Annotated in this window: 16 protein-coding genes, 1 tRNA gene, 1 other RNA gene and 1 pseudogene; 11 read left to right on the top strand and 8 right to left on the bottom strand. The window is 63.9% G+C overall.

Translation table 11 applies throughout. The annotated features are described in order from the left end of the window. Positions 1 to 59: 59 nt before the first annotated feature. Positions 60 to 514: pseudogene (locus ACZYZ4_RS04790) on the top strand (NAD-binding protein); the annotation flags it as partial. Beyond that, positions 511 to 1,248, top strand: coding sequence for an SDR family NAD(P)-dependent oxidoreductase (locus ACZYZ4_RS04785; protein WP_463858678.1), 738 nt, complete (start codon positions 511 to 513; stop codon positions 1,246 to 1,248). The pseudogene ACZYZ4_RS04790 and the gene ACZYZ4_RS04785, both read left to right, overlap by 4 nt. A 50-nt stretch (positions 1,249 to 1,298) precedes the next feature. Here ACZYZ4_RS04785 and ACZYZ4_RS04780 read toward each other — a convergent pair whose 3' ends face one another. Beyond that, positions 1,299 to 2,027, bottom strand: coding sequence for a FadR/GntR family transcriptional regulator (locus tag ACZYZ4_RS04780; protein WP_463858676.1), 729 nt, complete (start codon positions 2,025 to 2,027; stop codon positions 1,299 to 1,301). 173 nt (positions 2,028 to 2,200) lie between these two features. On the opposite strand from ACZYZ4_RS04780, the gene gnd reads away from it, so the two are divergent. Together gnd and ACZYZ4_RS04770 are read left to right on the top strand one after the other, a co-directional pair. Beyond that, positions 2,201 to 3,637: an NADP-dependent phosphogluconate dehydrogenase gene (gene gnd / locus ACZYZ4_RS04775; protein ID WP_463858674.1), complete on the top strand. Its 1,437-nt coding sequence runs from the start codon at positions 2,201 to 2,203 to the stop codon at positions 3,635 to 3,637. A 117-nt stretch (positions 3,638 to 3,754) separates the two neighbouring features. Continuing rightward, positions 3,755 to 4,588, top strand: coding sequence for an oxidoreductase (locus ACZYZ4_RS04770; RefSeq protein ID WP_463858673.1), 834 nt, complete (start codon positions 3,755 to 3,757; stop codon positions 4,586 to 4,588). Positions 4,589 to 4,604: 16 nt separating this feature from the next. Here ACZYZ4_RS04770 and epsC read toward each other — a convergent pair whose 3' ends face one another. The 3 genes from epsC to msrA all read right to left on the bottom strand — a co-directional run bounded on the left by epsC (position 4,605) and on the right by msrA (position 6,754). Further along, positions 4,605 to 5,189 (bottom strand): serine O-acetyltransferase EpsC, encoded by a 585-nt coding sequence (gene epsC / locus ACZYZ4_RS04765; protein WP_463858671.1) that lies wholly within the window; start codon positions 5,187 to 5,189, stop codon positions 4,605 to 4,607. Between the two features lie 39 nt (positions 5,190 to 5,228). Next, positions 5,229 to 6,164 (bottom strand): cysteine synthase A, encoded by a 936-nt coding sequence (gene cysK, locus ACZYZ4_RS04760; protein WP_185263766.1) that lies wholly within the window; start codon positions 6,162 to 6,164, stop codon positions 5,229 to 5,231. Positions 6,165 to 6,229: 65 nt separating this feature from the next. Beyond that, positions 6,230 to 6,754: a peptide-methionine (S)-S-oxide reductase MsrA gene (gene msrA / locus ACZYZ4_RS04755; protein WP_463858668.1), complete on the bottom strand. Its 525-nt coding sequence runs from the start codon at positions 6,752 to 6,754 to the stop codon at positions 6,230 to 6,232. 99 nt (positions 6,755 to 6,853) lie between these two features. Between msrA and ACZYZ4_RS04750 the strand changes: the two genes are divergently transcribed. Together ACZYZ4_RS04750 and ACZYZ4_RS04745 are read left to right on the top strand one after the other, a co-directional pair. Beyond that, positions 6,854 to 7,777, top strand: coding sequence for a Nif3-like dinuclear metal center hexameric protein (locus ACZYZ4_RS04750; RefSeq protein WP_463858666.1), 924 nt, complete (start codon positions 6,854 to 6,856; stop codon positions 7,775 to 7,777). A gap of 123 nt (positions 7,778 to 7,900) precedes the next feature. Beyond that, on the top strand, positions 7,901 to 8,656 hold the full coding sequence (locus ACZYZ4_RS04745) for a zinc ribbon domain-containing protein (RefSeq protein WP_463858665.1): 756 nt from the start codon (positions 7,901 to 7,903) through the stop codon (positions 8,654 to 8,656). A gap of 60 nt (positions 8,657 to 8,716) precedes the next feature. On the opposite strand, the gene ACZYZ4_RS04740 is transcribed toward ACZYZ4_RS04745, so the two are convergent. Beyond that, positions 8,717 to 9,481: a YaaA family protein gene (locus ACZYZ4_RS04740; RefSeq protein WP_463858663.1), complete on the bottom strand. Its 765-nt coding sequence runs from the start codon at positions 9,479 to 9,481 to the stop codon at positions 8,717 to 8,719. 59 nt (positions 9,482 to 9,540) lie between these two features. Here ACZYZ4_RS04740 and rnpB point away from each other — a divergent pair. The 4 genes from rnpB (at position 9,541) to ACZYZ4_RS04720 (ending at position 12,880) form a co-directional block, all read left to right on the top strand. Beyond that, positions 9,541 to 9,926: RNase P RNA component class A (gene rnpB / locus ACZYZ4_RS04735), an RNA gene on the top strand. Positions 9,927 to 10,195: 269 nt separating this feature from the next. Then, positions 10,196 to 11,674 carry a glyceraldehyde-3-phosphate dehydrogenase gene (locus tag ACZYZ4_RS04730; protein WP_463858661.1) on the top strand — a complete coding sequence of 493 codons (1,479 nt, stop codon included), beginning with the start codon at positions 10,196 to 10,198 and terminating at the stop codon, positions 11,672 to 11,674. A 79-nt stretch (positions 11,675 to 11,753) separates the two neighbouring features. Next, the gene (locus tag ACZYZ4_RS04725) at positions 11,754 to 11,957 is read left to right on the top strand and encodes a hypothetical protein (RefSeq protein ID WP_252576301.1); all 204 of its coding nucleotides are present in this window, start codon (positions 11,754 to 11,756) and stop codon (positions 11,955 to 11,957) included. A gap of 125 nt (positions 11,958 to 12,082) precedes the next feature. Then, the gene (locus tag ACZYZ4_RS04720; protein WP_463858659.1) at positions 12,083 to 12,880 is read left to right on the top strand and encodes an HNH endonuclease family protein; all 798 of its coding nucleotides are present in this window, start codon (positions 12,083 to 12,085) and stop codon (positions 12,878 to 12,880) included. 12 nt (positions 12,881 to 12,892) lie between these two features. Here ACZYZ4_RS04720 and def read toward each other — a convergent pair whose 3' ends face one another. From def to ACZYZ4_RS04705, 3 genes are all read right to left on the bottom strand, one after another. Then, positions 12,893 to 13,465: a peptide deformylase gene (def, locus tag ACZYZ4_RS04715; protein WP_463858657.1), complete on the bottom strand. Its 573-nt coding sequence runs from the start codon at positions 13,463 to 13,465 to the stop codon at positions 12,893 to 12,895. Positions 13,466 to 13,580: 115 nt separating this feature from the next. Further along, positions 13,581 to 13,653 (bottom strand) — tRNA-His (locus ACZYZ4_RS04710). A 265-nt stretch (positions 13,654 to 13,918) separates the two neighbouring features. Continuing rightward, entirely contained in the window at positions 13,919 to 14,218 is a 300-nt protein-coding gene (locus tag ACZYZ4_RS04705; protein WP_463858655.1) for a recombinase family protein, read from the bottom strand. 629 nt (positions 14,219 to 14,847) lie between these two features. Between ACZYZ4_RS04705 and ACZYZ4_RS04700 the strand changes: the two genes are divergently transcribed. Then, on the top strand, positions 14,848 to 15,453 hold the full coding sequence (locus ACZYZ4_RS04700) for a sigma-70 family RNA polymerase sigma factor (protein ID WP_463858653.1): 606 nt from the start codon (positions 14,848 to 14,850) through the stop codon (positions 15,451 to 15,453). Positions 15,454 to 15,476 lie beyond the last annotated feature (23 nt).

Raw genomic sequence — 15,476 nt, 5'->3', positions numbered from 1 at the left:
CAACGTTCATAACCCCGGTTGTGAACAAAATATCCGTCAACCACTTGCTACGTGTTCAACTTAGGCACATGGGCCCACTGGGCAAGGGTTCACTCGCCAAGGCAGGCAACCAGCTCATTGTAGGAACCGTGACGGCGGCGCTCGCCGAGGCAGCCGAGCTCGCCAGCGCTCCGGGATGGATCCGGCAGCGCTTTTCGACGTTTTGGCCGGCGGCCTTGCGGGCAGCCGCGTGCTGGAGAACGTGGGACCACGCCTCATCCGGAAGGACTACACACCAACCGGCCCGGCTAAATTCATGCGTAAGGACCTGTCCTTTGTGCTCGAATCAGCCCGGGCGGCCTGCGCTGCCGTGCCGATGGCGACTGCCGGCGTCGAGCTTTACGCCGAACTCAAGCGCCAGGGCGTTGGCGATCAGGAGCTTGCCGTGGTCCGCCGGGCCATTTCGAATCTGAGCGACAACCTCGATATCGCGGAACCTGTGGATACCGCAACGAAAGGGACAGCTGCACCATGAGTGGACTTTTTGATATCACGGGGCGGGTTGCCCTGGTGACGGGCTCGAGCCGGGGGATTGGTAATGCGTTGGCGCGGGCGTTGGCTGAGGCCGGGGCGACGGTGGTGTTGAACGGGATTAATGCGGAGCGGTTGAAGGCGGCGGAGGCGGCGATGGCCGCGGACTTTGCCCCGGGCCGGGTGCACAGCGTCGCGTTCGATGTCACGAGTGATGCCGAGGCTGCGCGGGGTATTTCGAGGGTGGAGGAGCATGTGGGGCCGTTGCAGATCCTGGTGAACAATGCCGGGATCCAGCACCGGGTGCCGATGCTGGAGCTGGATGTGGCGGATTGGGAGCGGGTGATCAAGACGGATCTGACGAGCGCGTTCCTGGTGGGGCGTGAGGCGGCCCGGCACATGATCCCGCGGGGTAAGGGCAAGAGCGTGCTGGTGATCGGCTGCGGCCCCGTCGGCGCCCTGGCCGTCGCGGTCCTCAAAGGTGCCGGCGCCACCCGGATCACCGCCGTCGACGTCCACGCCAAACCGCTGGAGATCGCCGCCGCCGTCGGGGGACCTGCGCGGTTCTTTCCGCTTCAACAACGAGATCGACGAAGTAATCACCGCCCTCGCCGACGGCACCCTGCACATCAGCCCCGTCATCACCCACGAACACCCCCTCAGTCAAGGACTGGCGGCCTTCGAAACAGCCAGGAACTCCGCAGAATCAGGAAAAGTACTCCTCAACTTCCAGCCTGAGTAACGCGATTGCGGACGGGCTGGTTCTGGGCTGGTTCTGGGCGGCGCGGTCAGTTCCGGCGGACCGGAATGAACACCCGGGGCTGGTCCGTCCAGGTTCCGGACAGCCGGGAGGTGGTGCGGCGCATGATCTGTTCGGACGCGTCCCGGGCCGTGGCGGCGTCCCCGGCGGCGACCGCCTCGGCCAGGTCAACGTGCCACTGGAGCGCCCCCTCATGGGGATGGTCCGGCATCAGTCCGTGGACCGTGCGCCCCGTCAGGGTCTCCGCCACCTGCCCCATCAGGTTGGCGAACATTTCGTTGCCCGACCCGGAGAGCAGGACGGAGTGAAAGGCGATGTCCAGCTCCAGGAACTTCTGCGCATCCCCGTTGTGGCCGGCGTCGCGCAGGGCATGGGCAATGTCCACTAGTTCCCGCCGCAGCTGTGCCGGTGCATTGTTCGCTGCCAGCTCTGCAGCGGCGGGCTCGACGGCGGAGCGCAGTTCGATCAATGACCGCAGCTGGGCGCCGCGGGCGTCGCTGGACAGCCGCCAGCGAATGACCTGGGAATCGAAGGGGTTCCAGCGGCTCGGCGGCAGCACGCGGATACCCACCCGCTTGGTGGTTTCCACAAGGCCCAGGGACTGGAGAACCCGCACGGCCTCGCGGACCACGGAGCGCGAAACCTTCAGTTCTTCCTCAAGGTGCTCGGCCAGCATGATGTGTCCGGAGGGCAGCTCGCCCGTGATGATCCGGCTGCCAAGGTTCTCAATGGCACGGTGGTGCAGGCTGGTCGACATGGACTCAAGCCTAAACTGGGATTGACTGGCCCCGTTCCACAAAATGGGCACCGCTTCCCTCACATCGGTTGAATATATATGCTTTATTAGGATCCATCGGTTCGTGACAGCGTGCTTCGCAGCGAACGCGGAGCCATCTGCACATCCATTGCACAACGAATTGGAGTTTTTTGATGTCTGCACACATCGGTGTCACCGGCCTCGCGGTGATGGGCGCCAACCTGGCCCGCAACCTGGCCCGCAACGGCTTCACCGTTGCCCTGCACAACAGGTCCGTCGAAAAGACTGACGCGCTGCTCGCAAAGCACGGCACGGACGGCGACTTCGTCCGCACCGAAACGCTGCAGGAGCTTGTTGACTCCCTGGAGAAGCCCCGCCGTGTCCTGATCATGGTCAAGGCCGGCAAGCCGGTTGACTCGGTCATCGAGCAACTTGAACCCCTGCTGGAAGCCGGCGACATCATCATCGACGCCGGAAACTCGCACTACGAGGACACCCGCCGCCGCGAAGCCGCGCTGGCGAAAAAGGACCTGCACTTCGTCGGCATCGGCGTCTCCGGCGGTGAGGAAGGTGCCCTGAACGGCCCGTCCATCATGCCCGGTGGTTCCAAGGAGTCCTACGACGCCCTCGGCCCGCTGCTCGAAAAGATCGCCGCGCACGTCGACGGCAAGCCCTGCTGCGCGTGGATCGGCACCGACGGCGCCGGCCACTTCGTCAAGATGGTGCACAACGGCATCGAATACGCCGACATGCAGGTCATCGGTGAAGCCTTTGACCTGCTCCGCTCCGGCGCCGGCATCGAGCCCGCCGACCAGGCCAAGATCTTCGAAGAGTGGAACAAGGGCGAGCTCGCATCTTTCCTGATCGAAATCTCCGCCGAGGTCCTGGGTCACGTTGATACCCGTACCGGCAAGCCGTTTGTGGACGTTGTGGTGGATGCCGCAGGCCAGAAGGGCACCGGACGCTGGACGGTCATCTCCGCGCTGGAGCTTGGTTCCCCGACGTCGGGCATCGCCGAGTCCGTCTTCGCCCGGGCCCTGTCTTCGCAGGCCGAGCAGCGCAAGATCGCCCAGGAACTCCTCGCCGGTGAGGAAATCGCCGTCGACGTTCCGGACACCTTTGTTGAGGACGTCCGCCAGGCGCTCTACGCCTCCAAGCTAGTTTCCTACGCCCAAGGCCTGGACATGCTGACATCCGCAGCCAAGGAATACGGCTGGGACCTCAAGCTGGACGAGATCGCTTCGCTGTGGCGCGGCGGCTGCATCATCCGTGCAGAACTGCTCAAGGAAATCACCAAGGCCTACGCCGCCGAAGACAAGCCGGCCAACCTGCTGTTCGCCCCGGCATTCACCAAGGCCATCGCCGATGTCCTGCCGGCATGGCGCCGCGTGGTCTCCACCGCCGTCCAGCTCGGCATCCCCGTGCCGGTCTTCTCCTCTTCACTGGCCTACTACGACGGCCTGCGCCGCAAGCGCCTGCCGGCCGCAGTGATCCAGGGCCAGCGTGACCTCTTTGGCGCGCACACCTACGGCCGCGTCGACGCAGAGGGCACGTTCCACACCCTATGGGGCGAGGACAAGACCGAAATCGAAGCAGTGGACACGCACTAATCACCACGCTCTGAATGCATCAAGCTGCACACGCTGCGGCCGGCACTTCCCGGATATTCTGGGAGTTGCCGGCCGTTGGCGTTTCCGGCAGTTGTGGTGTCCATCCAAGGAGTCAGAATGCCCAAGCCAGTCGCATTAGTTACGGGAGCTTCCACGGGTATCGGCTTCGAGGCGGCGAAGAAGCTCAGCAGCCACGGCTTCATCGTCTATGCCGGCGCCCGCCGGGTGGACAGGATGGAGCCGCTGAAAGCGCTTGGCATCCAGGTCCTGGCACTGGACGTGACGGACGACGATTCGATGCGTGCCGCCGTCGGCCGTGTCCTGGAAGAGCGCGGGCGGATAGACGTCCTGGTCAACAACGCCGGCTACGGGTCCTACGGGGCGCTGGAACAGGTGGACCTGGACGAAGGCCGGCGCCAATTCGAGGTGAACGTCTTTGGCCTTGCCAGGATGACCCAGCTGGTCCTGCCGGCCATGCGGAGTGCGGGGCGGGGCAGGATCATCAACATCTCGTCCATCGGCGGAAAATTCTACGAGCCCCTCGGTGCCTGGTACCACGCCACGAAGTTCGCCGTTGAGGGCATGAGCGATGCACTGCGGCTAGAACTCAAGCCGCACGGCATCGAAGTCGCCATCATTGAACCGGCAAGTACGCTGAGCGAATGGGGCCGGATTTCCGCTGACGGGCTCCTGGCCAGCAGCGGCGAGGGGCCGTACGCTGCCCAGGCAAGGCACATGGCGGATGTCCTGGCGTCCACGGACAGGCCTGAAACGTCAACGCAACCGGCGGTGATTGCGGCGGCTGTCCTGCACGCGGCTAAGGCCGCGCGTCCCCGGACCCGGTACCCGGTGGGCAGGGGCGCGGCGGCCATTCTGGGCCTTCGGCGCGTCCTGCCTGACCGGCTCTATGATGCGGTGGTCATGGCAGTCCTGAAGCGTGTTGCCGGGTAGAGGCTGCAGCGAAAGGTCAGATCCGGTATTCGATGTCGTACTCGGCCGGATCCACTGCGGGCTTGGTTTCGCGCTGGGCATCGCGGTGGCGCCACTTGGCGGGCACTCCGGTAACAATCGATTCCGGCGGCGCGTCCTTGACCACCACGGCGTTCGCGCCCACGGCGCTGTCCCGGCCGATGGTGATGGGTCCCAGGATCTTGGCTCCGGCACCGATGGTGACCCGGTCCTCAATGGTGGGGTGGCGCTTGACCTTAGCAAGGGAGCGGCCGCCTAGCGTGACGCCGTGATAGATCATCACGTCTTCGCCGATTTCGGCGGTCTCGCCGATGACTACACCCATGCCGTGGTCGATGAAGAAGCGCCGGCCGACCGTGGCGCCGGGATGGATCTCGATTCCGGTCAGGAAGCGGCCAAGCTGCGACACCAGCCGCGCCGGGAACCGCAGCCCCGGGGTTTGCCACATACGGTGCGTCAGCCGGTGGATCCAGATGGCGTGCAGCCCCGAATAGGCGAAAAAGTTCTCAAAAGAGCCTCGCGCCGCCGGGTCGTGTGACCGGGCGGCGTCGAGGTCTTCCTTCAGTCTTGCGAAAAAGCCCACAAAGTTCTTTCTACAGGAAACGGGGCGACAACGGGCTGATCAGCCGCGGATGTCGTCATAGAGCACGGTGGAGATGTAACGCTCGCCGAAGTCGCAGACAACCGCGACGATCAGCTTGCCGGCATTCTCCGGGCGCTTGGCAAGTTCCAGGGCGCCCCAGACGATGGCGCCGGAGGAGATGCCGCCGAGGATGCCTTCCTTGACGCCGAGTTCACGGGCGACACGGACCGAATCCTCCAGGGTGGCGTCCAGGACTTCGTCGTAGACGTTGGTGTCCAGGATTTCCGGGATGAAGTTTGCACCAATGCCCTGGATCTTGTGCGGCCCGGGAGCGCCGCCGTTCAGGATGGCGGAGTCCTTCGGTTCGATGGCAACAATCTGGACCTCAGGATTGCGCTCCTTCAGGACCTGCCCGACGCCGGTGACAGTTCCGCCAGTGCCGATGCCGGCGACGAAGATGTCCACCTTGCCGTCGGTGTCGGACCAGATTTCCTCGGCGGTGGTGGTGCGGTGGATCTCAGGGTTGGCCTCGTTGGCGAACTGCTGGGCCCAGATGGAGTTCTCCGTGTTGGCCACGATTTCCTGGGCCTTTTCCACAGCGCCGCGCATGCCCTCGGAACCCGGGGTCAGGACAATCTCGGCACCGAACGCCCGCAGCATGACGCGGCGCTCGGTGGACATGGTCTCGGGCATGGTCAGGATGACCTTGTAACCGCGGGCCGCGCCCACCATGGCAAGCGCGATGCCGGTGTTGCCGGATGTGCCTTCAACGATGGTGCCGCCGGGCTTGAGGGCGCCGGACTTCTCGGCGGCGTCAACGATGGCCACGCCGATGCGGTCCTTGACGCTGTTGGCCGGGTTGTAGAACTCAAGCTTGACGGCCACAGTGGCGCCCAGGCCTTCGGTGAGCCGGTTCAGGCGGACCAGCGGAGTGCCGCCGACCAACTGCGTTACATCGTCATAGATCCGTGCCATGTAGATATGCCTATCTCTCAAGTGTGAATGCTGAGGTCAGCCTAACGATGGCTGAGCAGCCGCTGCTAAGCATTAAGCCATGCAGAGTAATATTTCCTGGCCTTGGCGAGCTTGGGATTGATGATCACCTGGCAGTAACCCTGCTCGGGATACTTGGCGTAGTAGGCCTGATGGAGGTCCTCGGCCACATGGAACCGTGGCAGCCGGCTGACCTCGGTCACGATCGGGTGCGACCACAGCGCCTGGTTCCGTTCGATGGCTTCCTCGAAAAGGATCTTCTCTTCGGTGGTTTCATAGAACATGGACGAGCGGTATTGCGTGCCTACGTCGTAGCCCTGGCGGTTGAGCGTGGTGGGATCGTGTAGCGCGAAGAACATGTCCAGGATGACCTCGGCCGGGATGACGGACTCGTCGAATGTGACCGCCACGACCTCAGCGTGGCCCGTGGTCCCGCCGCAGACGGAGTAGTAGTCCGGCTGGGGATCATGGCCGCCCGTGTACCCGGAAATCACCGATGTGACGCCCTTGGTTATTTGGTAGACAGCGTCCAGGCACCAGAAGCAGCCCCCGCCAAGCACAAAAGTTTTCATGACCTCTTCAATGGTTGAGCGCGCCGGATGATTCCCTGACCACCCTACGAGACTTTGAAACATGCGGGGCAAACGGCCCGATGGGGTAAAACTGAGAGTATGGAACCTGCAGACATCGGCGTCACAGATGCGGACAAGCACGACGACGGCACGCTTACGGGGGCGGACGCTGCAGTGGCTGGTCCGGTCGCTCCCACGCTGGGCCAGGTGCTGCTGGCGGTAGAGGAACTCTGGCCCGAGTCACTGGCCGAAAACTGGGACGAAGTAGGGCTCGTGGCCGGCCACCCGTCAGCGCCCGTTACTCGGGTGATGTTCGCCGTGGATCCCACGCTTACTGTGATCGAGGAAGCCGTGGAATGGGGTGCTGAGCTCCTGATTACCCACCACCCGTTGCTCCTCAAGGGCGTCACGTCAGTGGCGGCCACCACGGCCAAAGGACAGGCCATTCACCGGCTCATCGAGTCTGGAACCGCACTGCTGACCGTCCACACCAACGGTGATTCCGCCGTCGGGGGCGTTTCCGACGTCCTGGCTGATGCGTTGGGACTCGAAGGCGTTGTCCCGCTGACAGTTGCCGCGAACGGGCTGCCCGAGGAAGGCATCGGACGCGTGGGTGATCTGGCTGACGTGATGAGCCTGGGCGATTTCGCTGCCCGGGTGTTCAGCATCCTGCCGTCGGTGGCCGGGGGAGTCCGTGTGTCAGGTGATAAGGATGGGCTGGTGCGGCGCATTGCGGTGTGCGGCGGCGCGGGTGATTCCCTGTTCAACGAGGTGCGGGCCAACAACGCCGATGTCTATGTCACCGCCGACCTCCGGCACCATCCGGCGTCCGAAGCCCGCGAGGCGGCAGTGAACGGCCGGCCGTACCTGATTGACGTTTCGCACTTCGCCAGCGAATGGCTGTGGCTGCCGGCCGCGGCGTCGGCACTGGGCAATGTGCTCGCCGACCAGGGCCACGACGTCGAGATCCAGGTAAGTACCACCAACAGCGATCCGTGGGACTTCATTCTGACTCCGGGCTAAGCCTGGCGTGCGAGGGGCCCCGGGTGAGCGTAGCGAGGCTGGGGAGCACGCTAGGCGCTAGAGTCTATACAGCGCCGATACGGTGCCCGGCTTCGGCCGGATTGGATTTAGCGGAGGTAAATAGTGGCCAAGGCAGCACCGGCGGAACAGTTGAAGTTGCTCGAACTGCAGGGGCTGGACGCAAAGCTCAAGTCCCTGTCCAACCGCCGCCGCGCCCTGGAAACCGATCCCCGGATCGAGGACCTGCAATCCGCCCTGTCCGTCGCGAACGGTGAACTCGGCTCCGCCAAGATGGCCGTCCACGACGCCGAAGCCGAGCTGAAGCGCGCCGAGGCCGACGTCGAACAGGTCGCCTCCCGCATCGAACGCGACGAAGCCCGGCTCAACAGCGGAACGGGGCTGTCAAAGGACCTCGTGGCGCTGCAGAAGGACATTGCATCGCTGAACAAGCGCCGTTCGGACCTTGAAGACGTTGAGCTCGAAATCCTGGAACGCCTTGATTCGCTGCGCGAGCGGCAGGCTGCCCAGCAGCTCATCGTGGATAACGTCCAGGGCTCGTTCGGCGGCATCCGCGCCGAACTCGATGAAGCCCTGGCCGAAGTAGGCGCTGACGCGACCGTTGTCCGCGGCAAGCGTGCTGAATTCGCTGAAGGACTCGACGCCGGGATGCTGGCGGTCTACGAAAAGACGCTGGCAAAGCGGGGAGTGGGCGCCGCCCGGTTGTTCCACGGCACCTCTGAAGCCTCCGGAATGAAGCTGAGCCCCGGAGACCTGGCCGAGATCAAGGCCGCCGCCGAAGACGACATTGTGTTCTGCCCGGATTCAGGTGCCATCCTGGTGCGCTCGGCCGAGTGGAACACGCCCTCCCCAGCTAACTAGCAGCCCATGTAGGTCGCAGCAGATCTCGTTATGAGCGCCCATAACGACATCTGCTGATACCTAGTTGGGCAGGATGACGTTCAGGGCATGCGGCTTCCGCGCTGAACCATCAACCAGCTCCGCGTCCCATTTTTCGCGCGTGGCCTTCAGCAGCTGCACCGGGGTCTGCGGGGCGTTGCCGCGGCGGGCCAGCAGGTGCCGAGCCAGCTCGCCGCGGGTGTGCTTAGCGAAGTGGCTGACCACCTTGCGCACCCCGTTCACCTCGGTGAACACGTTGACGGAGACGGTGTTCACCGGCGGCGGTGCCCATGCTGCGGCATACGTACTGGAGCGGCAGTCCACGAGCAGATGTCCGGACACCGACTCCGCAAGGGCCTCCGAAAGCTGCGGCTTCCAGAACGAGGCGAGGCGGCCGACGTCGGGCAGTGCCGTTCCCATCGACAGCCGGTAGGCGGGCACACGGTCGGCGAAGCGGATGGCACCCCACAATGCCGAGATGACCAGCACTGAGTCGTCGGCCTTCCGGCGCTGCGCCGGCGTCAGGGTTTTGTAGCCGAGGGCGTCGTACAGAACGCCGGAATAGATCTGGTGCGCCGGGGCAGCCGGTTCGGCATGGAGGCGGGTATTGCGTTCGACGTCGTCCTGCAGCGATGCGCCGACGCCCAGCAGTGCGAGGGCATCCTCATGTGCGCTGACAGTCCCCAGCGCCTCCAGGACCTTGGCCCGGTAGGTGTTGAGTTCGGGAAAGGTCAGTGACGGCCAGTCGACGGCGGACCCGTGGACTGCGGGGGTCTTGCCTTCGGAGGGGGGAAGCAGGATCAGCACCGTACGATCCTACCGGCGGCGGCGGCGGTGCCCCTTCCGGCGGTAGACTGGGCTGCGGATGGGTTGGCTAGGCGGCCGCGCGTCACGCAAGTGGCTCGAGGAACGTCCGGGCTCCGCAGGGCAGGGTGGTGGGTAACGCCCACTCGGGGTAACCCGCAGGCCAGTGCCACAGAGAACAGACCGCCTGCGTTTTCCGGTGACGGAGGGCAGCAGGTAAGGGTGAAACGGTGGTGTAAGAGACCACCAGCTTCCCGGGTGACCGGGAAGGCTAGGTAAACCCCACCCGGAGCAAGGCCAGACAGGACACGTTTGAGGGCTGCCCGCCCGAGTGTCCGGGTAGGCCGCTGGAGGGCGTCGGCAACGGCGTCCGTAGATGGATGGCCGCTACTCCCGCGCTGGTAACGGCACGGGAGCACAGAACCCGGCGTATCGGTCAACCCATCCAACCACCATCAGCCCGGTACGGACCTGCCCCGCATGTGAGTGATTTCACGCTGGGGGCGGCGGTCCGCGGGTCTGCTCCAGCCTAGAATGGAGAGCGAACGTAGAAGTTCTGCCGCCGGGTCTGCGTTCGCAGCCGGTGGCTTTCTTTACGCTTCTCCACGGCACCCGGGATTGGAACGCATCCTGCCGGTGCCAGAGCCCCTGGACAACATCAGGTGGCCGCCAACCGTGTACGACGACGTATGCGGCTGAACCGAGGAAGGTAGTTCTGTGAGCCATACGTCAGATTCTTGTCTTGATACCTGGATGGGCCGGGAGGCTCTCGCTGAGGCCATGATTCCGGTGATTGGCCGGCTGTACCGCGAAAACAACGTGGTGACCAGCATTCACGGCCGCAGCCTGATCAACAAGTCCACCATGAACATCCTCAAGGCGCACCGTTTCGCCCGCCGCATGAGCAACACCGAACTCCTGCTCGAAGAGACCGCACCGCTGCTTAACATCCTGGCTCAGCTGGAGCTTGGTGCGGCGGCCATCGATGTCGCCCGCCTGGCGGAGAAGTTCAAGGCAGAAGGCGGCGGCGCCACCCTGGAAGAGTTCCTCCGCGCCGAGCTTGCCGAGGTAGTGGGCAAGCGTGGGGGCGATGACCGCACCAGCACCGATGTTGTGCTGTACGGCTTTGGCCGGATCGGCCGGCTCCTGGCCCGCCTCCTGATCGAAAAGGCAGGCGGCGGCCACGGCCTGCGCCTGCGCGCCATCGTGGTGCGCCGCGGCTCCGACAACGACCTCACCAAGCGCGCCAGCCTCCTGCGCCGCGACTCGGTCCACGGCTCCTTCGAAGGCACCATCCGTGTGGACGAGGACGCCAACACCATCACGGCGAACGGCGTCCAGGTCCAGGTCATCTACTCTGACAACCCCGCCACGATCGACTACACCGCCTACGGCATCCACAACGCCCTGGTGGTGGACAACACGGGCCGGTGGCGCGACGCCGAGGGCCTGTCGCAGCACCTGCAGAGCAAGGGCGTTTCCCGAGTTCTCCTCACCGCACCGGGCAAGGGCGAACTCAAAAACATTGTGCATGGCATCAACCACGGCACCATCGAGGACACGGACCAGATCGTGTCCGCAGCCTCCTGCACCACCAACGCCATCACCCCGATCCTGAAGGCCATCAACGACAAGTTCGGTGTGATCCACGGCCACGTGGAGACCGTCCACTCCTTCACCAACGACCAGAACCTGATCGACAACTTCCACAAGGGCGACCGCCGCGGCCGCTCCGCCGCACTGAACATGGTGATCACCGAAACCGGCGCCGCCAAGGCCGTGGCGAAGGCGCTGCCCGAGCTGCTGGGCAAGCTCACCGGCAGCTCCATCCGCGTCCCCACCCCTGACGTCTCCCTGGCCATCCTGAACCTCAGCCTGGAAAACGGAACCACCAGGGACGAGGTCAACAACTACCTCCGTCAGATGTCACTGCACTCGGACCTGCGCAAGCAGATCGACTACATTGACTCACCTGACGTTGTTTCCACGGACTTCGTTGGCTCCCGCCGCGCCGGCATCATTGATGGCCTGGCCACGATCTCTAACGACAAGAACCTGGTTCTCTACGTTTGGTACGACAACGAATTCGGCTACAGCTGCCAGGTGGTCCGGGTTATGGAAGAGATGGCTGGCGTCAACCCGCCGTCCTTCCCTGCCAAGGAACCCGCTGCTGCCTTGGCCGCAATCGCCGTCTAGGCCCGTCCCCCGGGCTGGCTGCCCGACATTCCCGGCTGATTCGCTGGAATCAGCCGGGAATCGGGCCCACACTGGTGGCATGGATAACGAAACTCTCCACGAGACCACCCTTGAACACGCCCTCGACGTCGCCAAGGCCAACCACAAAGAAGCAATCAGGCTCCTGGAGCAGGCGCGAGCGTCCCGGGCTTCCGGCGACGTCGGCGCGGACCGAGTGCGCCAGCTCGAGGGGCTCCTCCAGGTTGCCGAAGAAGATCTGCGCCGGGTAGCCCGGGAGCAGTAGCCGGTCTTAGCAGTAGGCGGCGTACCCGGGCCACTCTTCCTCCCCATTGTGGATAACCGCTTCGGTGTCAGTGGGGTGGCCTAGGCTCTTCTGGTGCATTACATTTCCGGAAGAGCTGGTTGCCCATGACCGTCAGCTGGCGTGCCTACCGCCGTGCCCGCCGCCGTTCGAGGCAGGCCTGGGTTTTACTCGCGGTGCTGGCCCTGTCTGTAGCGGGCTCTGCGGTGTGGTTTTTCACTGCGGGCCAGTTCGCCGCGGCAGAACCAGCAATCGCAGGGCCCAGCGAGGCGCCTGTTTTCGACGGGACCTGGATGAAGCCCGTGGTCCCGGTTCACGCTGTACCGCAGGGGAGTGCCCTCGCCGCCCTCGAGGGGCTGCCCGTCAAGGGACGGGCTCCCAAGGACAACTACCAGCGGGAGGCCTTCGGGCCGGCCTGGCTGGACGTGGACCGGAACGGCTGCGACACCCGTAACGACATCCTACGCAGGGACCTGACCGCCGTGGGCTTCACGGAGGGGTCCAAATGCAGGGTAATGTCGGGCGCTTTCCACGAGCCCTACACGGGGGAGATGGTGGACTTCCGCCGCGGCCCGGAAACCAGCAAGGCGGTCCAGGTCGATCACGTGGTCGCGCTAGCTGACGCCTGGCAAAAGGGCGCCCAGCAGCTGACCATGCAGCAGCGCCAGAGCCTCGGCAACGATCCGCTGAACCTCATCGCCGCAGACGGTCCGGCCAACCAGCAGAAGAGCGCAAGCGACGCTGCCACCTGGCTTCCGAAGAACAAGAACATTCGCTGCCATTATGTTGCCCGCCAGATTTCGGTAAAAGCGTCCTATGGACTGTGGGTCACGCAGCCGGAGAAGGATGCGATGAAGCGCGTCCTGGACTCCTGCCCGGACCAGCCGACTGTCTCAGCGAGGTGAAGCCATGCGGCCCTAGTGGCCGAACGGGTCCGGATCCACGCCGGGCATCCAGGTCAGCCCGGGCACGCCCCAGCCGCTCTTCTTGGCCTGTTTCATGGCCTTCCGTGCATAGCGGTCCATCAGGCGGTTGACGTAGAGTTTTCCGTCGAGGTGGTCGTATTCGTGCTGGATCACCCGTGCGAACCAGCCCGTCGCTTCGAATTCGACTGGCTGCCCGTAGCCGTCAAATCCTTCCACCCGTGCCCACTCCGCACGCTTGAGCGGGTACGCGCCGCCCGGGAACGAGAGGCAGCCCTCTTCCTCTTCGTCGGGGTCCGGCACGGCGCCAGAGATTTTGGACAGTGTCAGGACCGGGTTGACCAGGACCCCGGTGGGGGGAGCGCCGTCGTCATTGTCGTATTTGTACACGAAGATTCTCTTGCCGACTCCCACCTGGGGGGCGGCCAGGCCCACGCCGTTGGCAGCGTCGTTGGTTTCAAACATGTCCGCGATCAGGGCGCGCAGTTCGTCGTCGAACACCTCCACCTCGGCGGCGCGGCGGTGCAGCACCGGTTCTCCCCAGACGGTGATCGGCAGAACTGTCATGGCAGGTGACCCTTCGTGCGTGCGGTGTGGCACCGGCATTTTGTGCAAAAAGAGAGGCCGTACCGGATATCCGGTACGGCCTCCAATTGGACGGCTGCTACTGCCGCCCTATGAGGGTGAGCTACGGGGGTTGAACCCGCGACCTCCTGGACCACAACCAGGCGCTCTGCCAACTGAGCTAAGCCCACCATGTGCCCCGCAGGTTTCCCGGCGATCCGGTGTTCTGGAAAGGCAACTCAAACAGCTTACCTGCTGTTTGAGGGTGCTTGTGCCACTTTTGGGGTTTTTGCGAAAATTTCCACCAAACGTGGTGCAGATTACTCATTCGGGGTATCTGCTGGGCTGTGACTGTTAGCGCGAATTGGCGGTTAAATCACAGTTGGAATGGCGGGTTGCCGTCCCGCCGAAGGAAACCCTTGGCGGCCACTGACTACGCGCTATGCAGGACTTCTCTTACATAAGGGTCTGAGGAGGATCGGTGCGGAAATTCACGCTAAGGGGTTGTGTGGTGTCGCCGGACCGTTTGATGGCGCGGTAGACGGTTGAGCGCGCCACGGCGAAGAGTTCGGCAAGTTCCACCGTCGTGTGCGTACCTGCCAGATGAACGGAGACCAGGTGGGCTTCCTGCTTTTTGAAAGTTTGGGCTGTTTCCCGGAGGCGGCCTTTTGCTTTTGCGACCTGCCTGCCCTCGCGGGTCCGCGCCCGGATCAGGTCGGCTTCGAATGCGGCGACCATCGCGGCGGGTGAGTTCATCACCAATGTCTTTTGCATCGCGCAGCGACCGGGCCAGACGATCGAGTTTGGTCACGGCCAGGGCGTTTTCTGGGCGGTGAGCTCTTGGTCGTTGGTGGATAGGCGGGCGTATCTGATGAGGTGCCCGGTCATGGCTCTGAAGGTACCGTTTATACCCCGCCCACCGGCATTTTCTCGGGCGGGTCTTACGGGAATCGAGCGGCCGCGGCGTGACTGTTAGTTCAGAATGGCGGTTTTTTCACTGTTCGATTGGCGGTTCTAGCTCATGCCGATGACGAGGGTTGAGCGTGAATTGCGGGCTGGCATATCCTTCAAAATTTCCTAGCGGAACCCGGGCCTTGCCGGGGGTCGTCCAGGGTGGAGGTCAGGAGGCGAATCCACGAGGTCTACGTGCACTGGAGCGTCGCATGTCGGCAGGTTCGGCCTACCTCCGAGGATGACAACTTTTCACATCTCTTTGTCATCCGTTGAAGGATTCATTGACATATTCGTGGTTATTGGCCTCTTTCCGGGATATGTTCAGTGGGATGTGAAGTGGTTTCCCCTGAACAGTGCGGAGCTGAAGACATGTGTGCCTCTGACGTTGAAGTGAAGGGCCTTCATAGTCTGGCGGGTTTATCCGCCCGACCTTGCAGGTAAGCGTGGCAGTGGCCGGCAACCGGGGGCGGGTTCCCGCTGGTTCGGATCCGCTCCAGACTCTGTTGGGCAGGATCGCCGAAGGCGACGCGGAAGCCTTCCGGGATTTCTATTCCCGCACTGCCCGGCGGCTGTTTGGCCTGGCGCTGAAGGTTGTCCGGAGACCGGAGCTGGCCGAGGAGATCGTGCAGGAAGTCTATGTCGAGGTGTGGTTATCGGCCCGCAGGTGTGATTCCTCTCGTGGCACGCCCCTCGCATGGTTGTTCACGATGACCCACCGACGGGCGGTAGATGTCGTGCGGCGGGAGCAGAGCTGCCTTGAGCGTGATGCCCGGCACCACCGGGAGGCATCAGCGCGGGGTCAGGATTCCACCGAGGAGCTTGTCCTGCGCAGGTTGCAGGACAAGGAGGTATTGGCCAGCCTCTCCAAAATCGGTGCCCCGCAGGCCGAAGCAATCGCCCTGGCATACCTTGGTGGGAAAACTTATACGGAAGTGGCCGGGGCCCTGAATCTGAGCGTCCCGGCGGTCAAGTCCCGCATCCGTGACGGATTCAGCAACCTTCGTCAGTTACTGGGCCCTGCCGGCAGGGACGGGTAGGGGTCCAGTCGGACGGGAATCAC

Source organism: Pseudarthrobacter adonitolis, from assembly GCF_055412845.1.
This window is presented reverse-complemented; position numbering and strand designations above follow the sequence as displayed.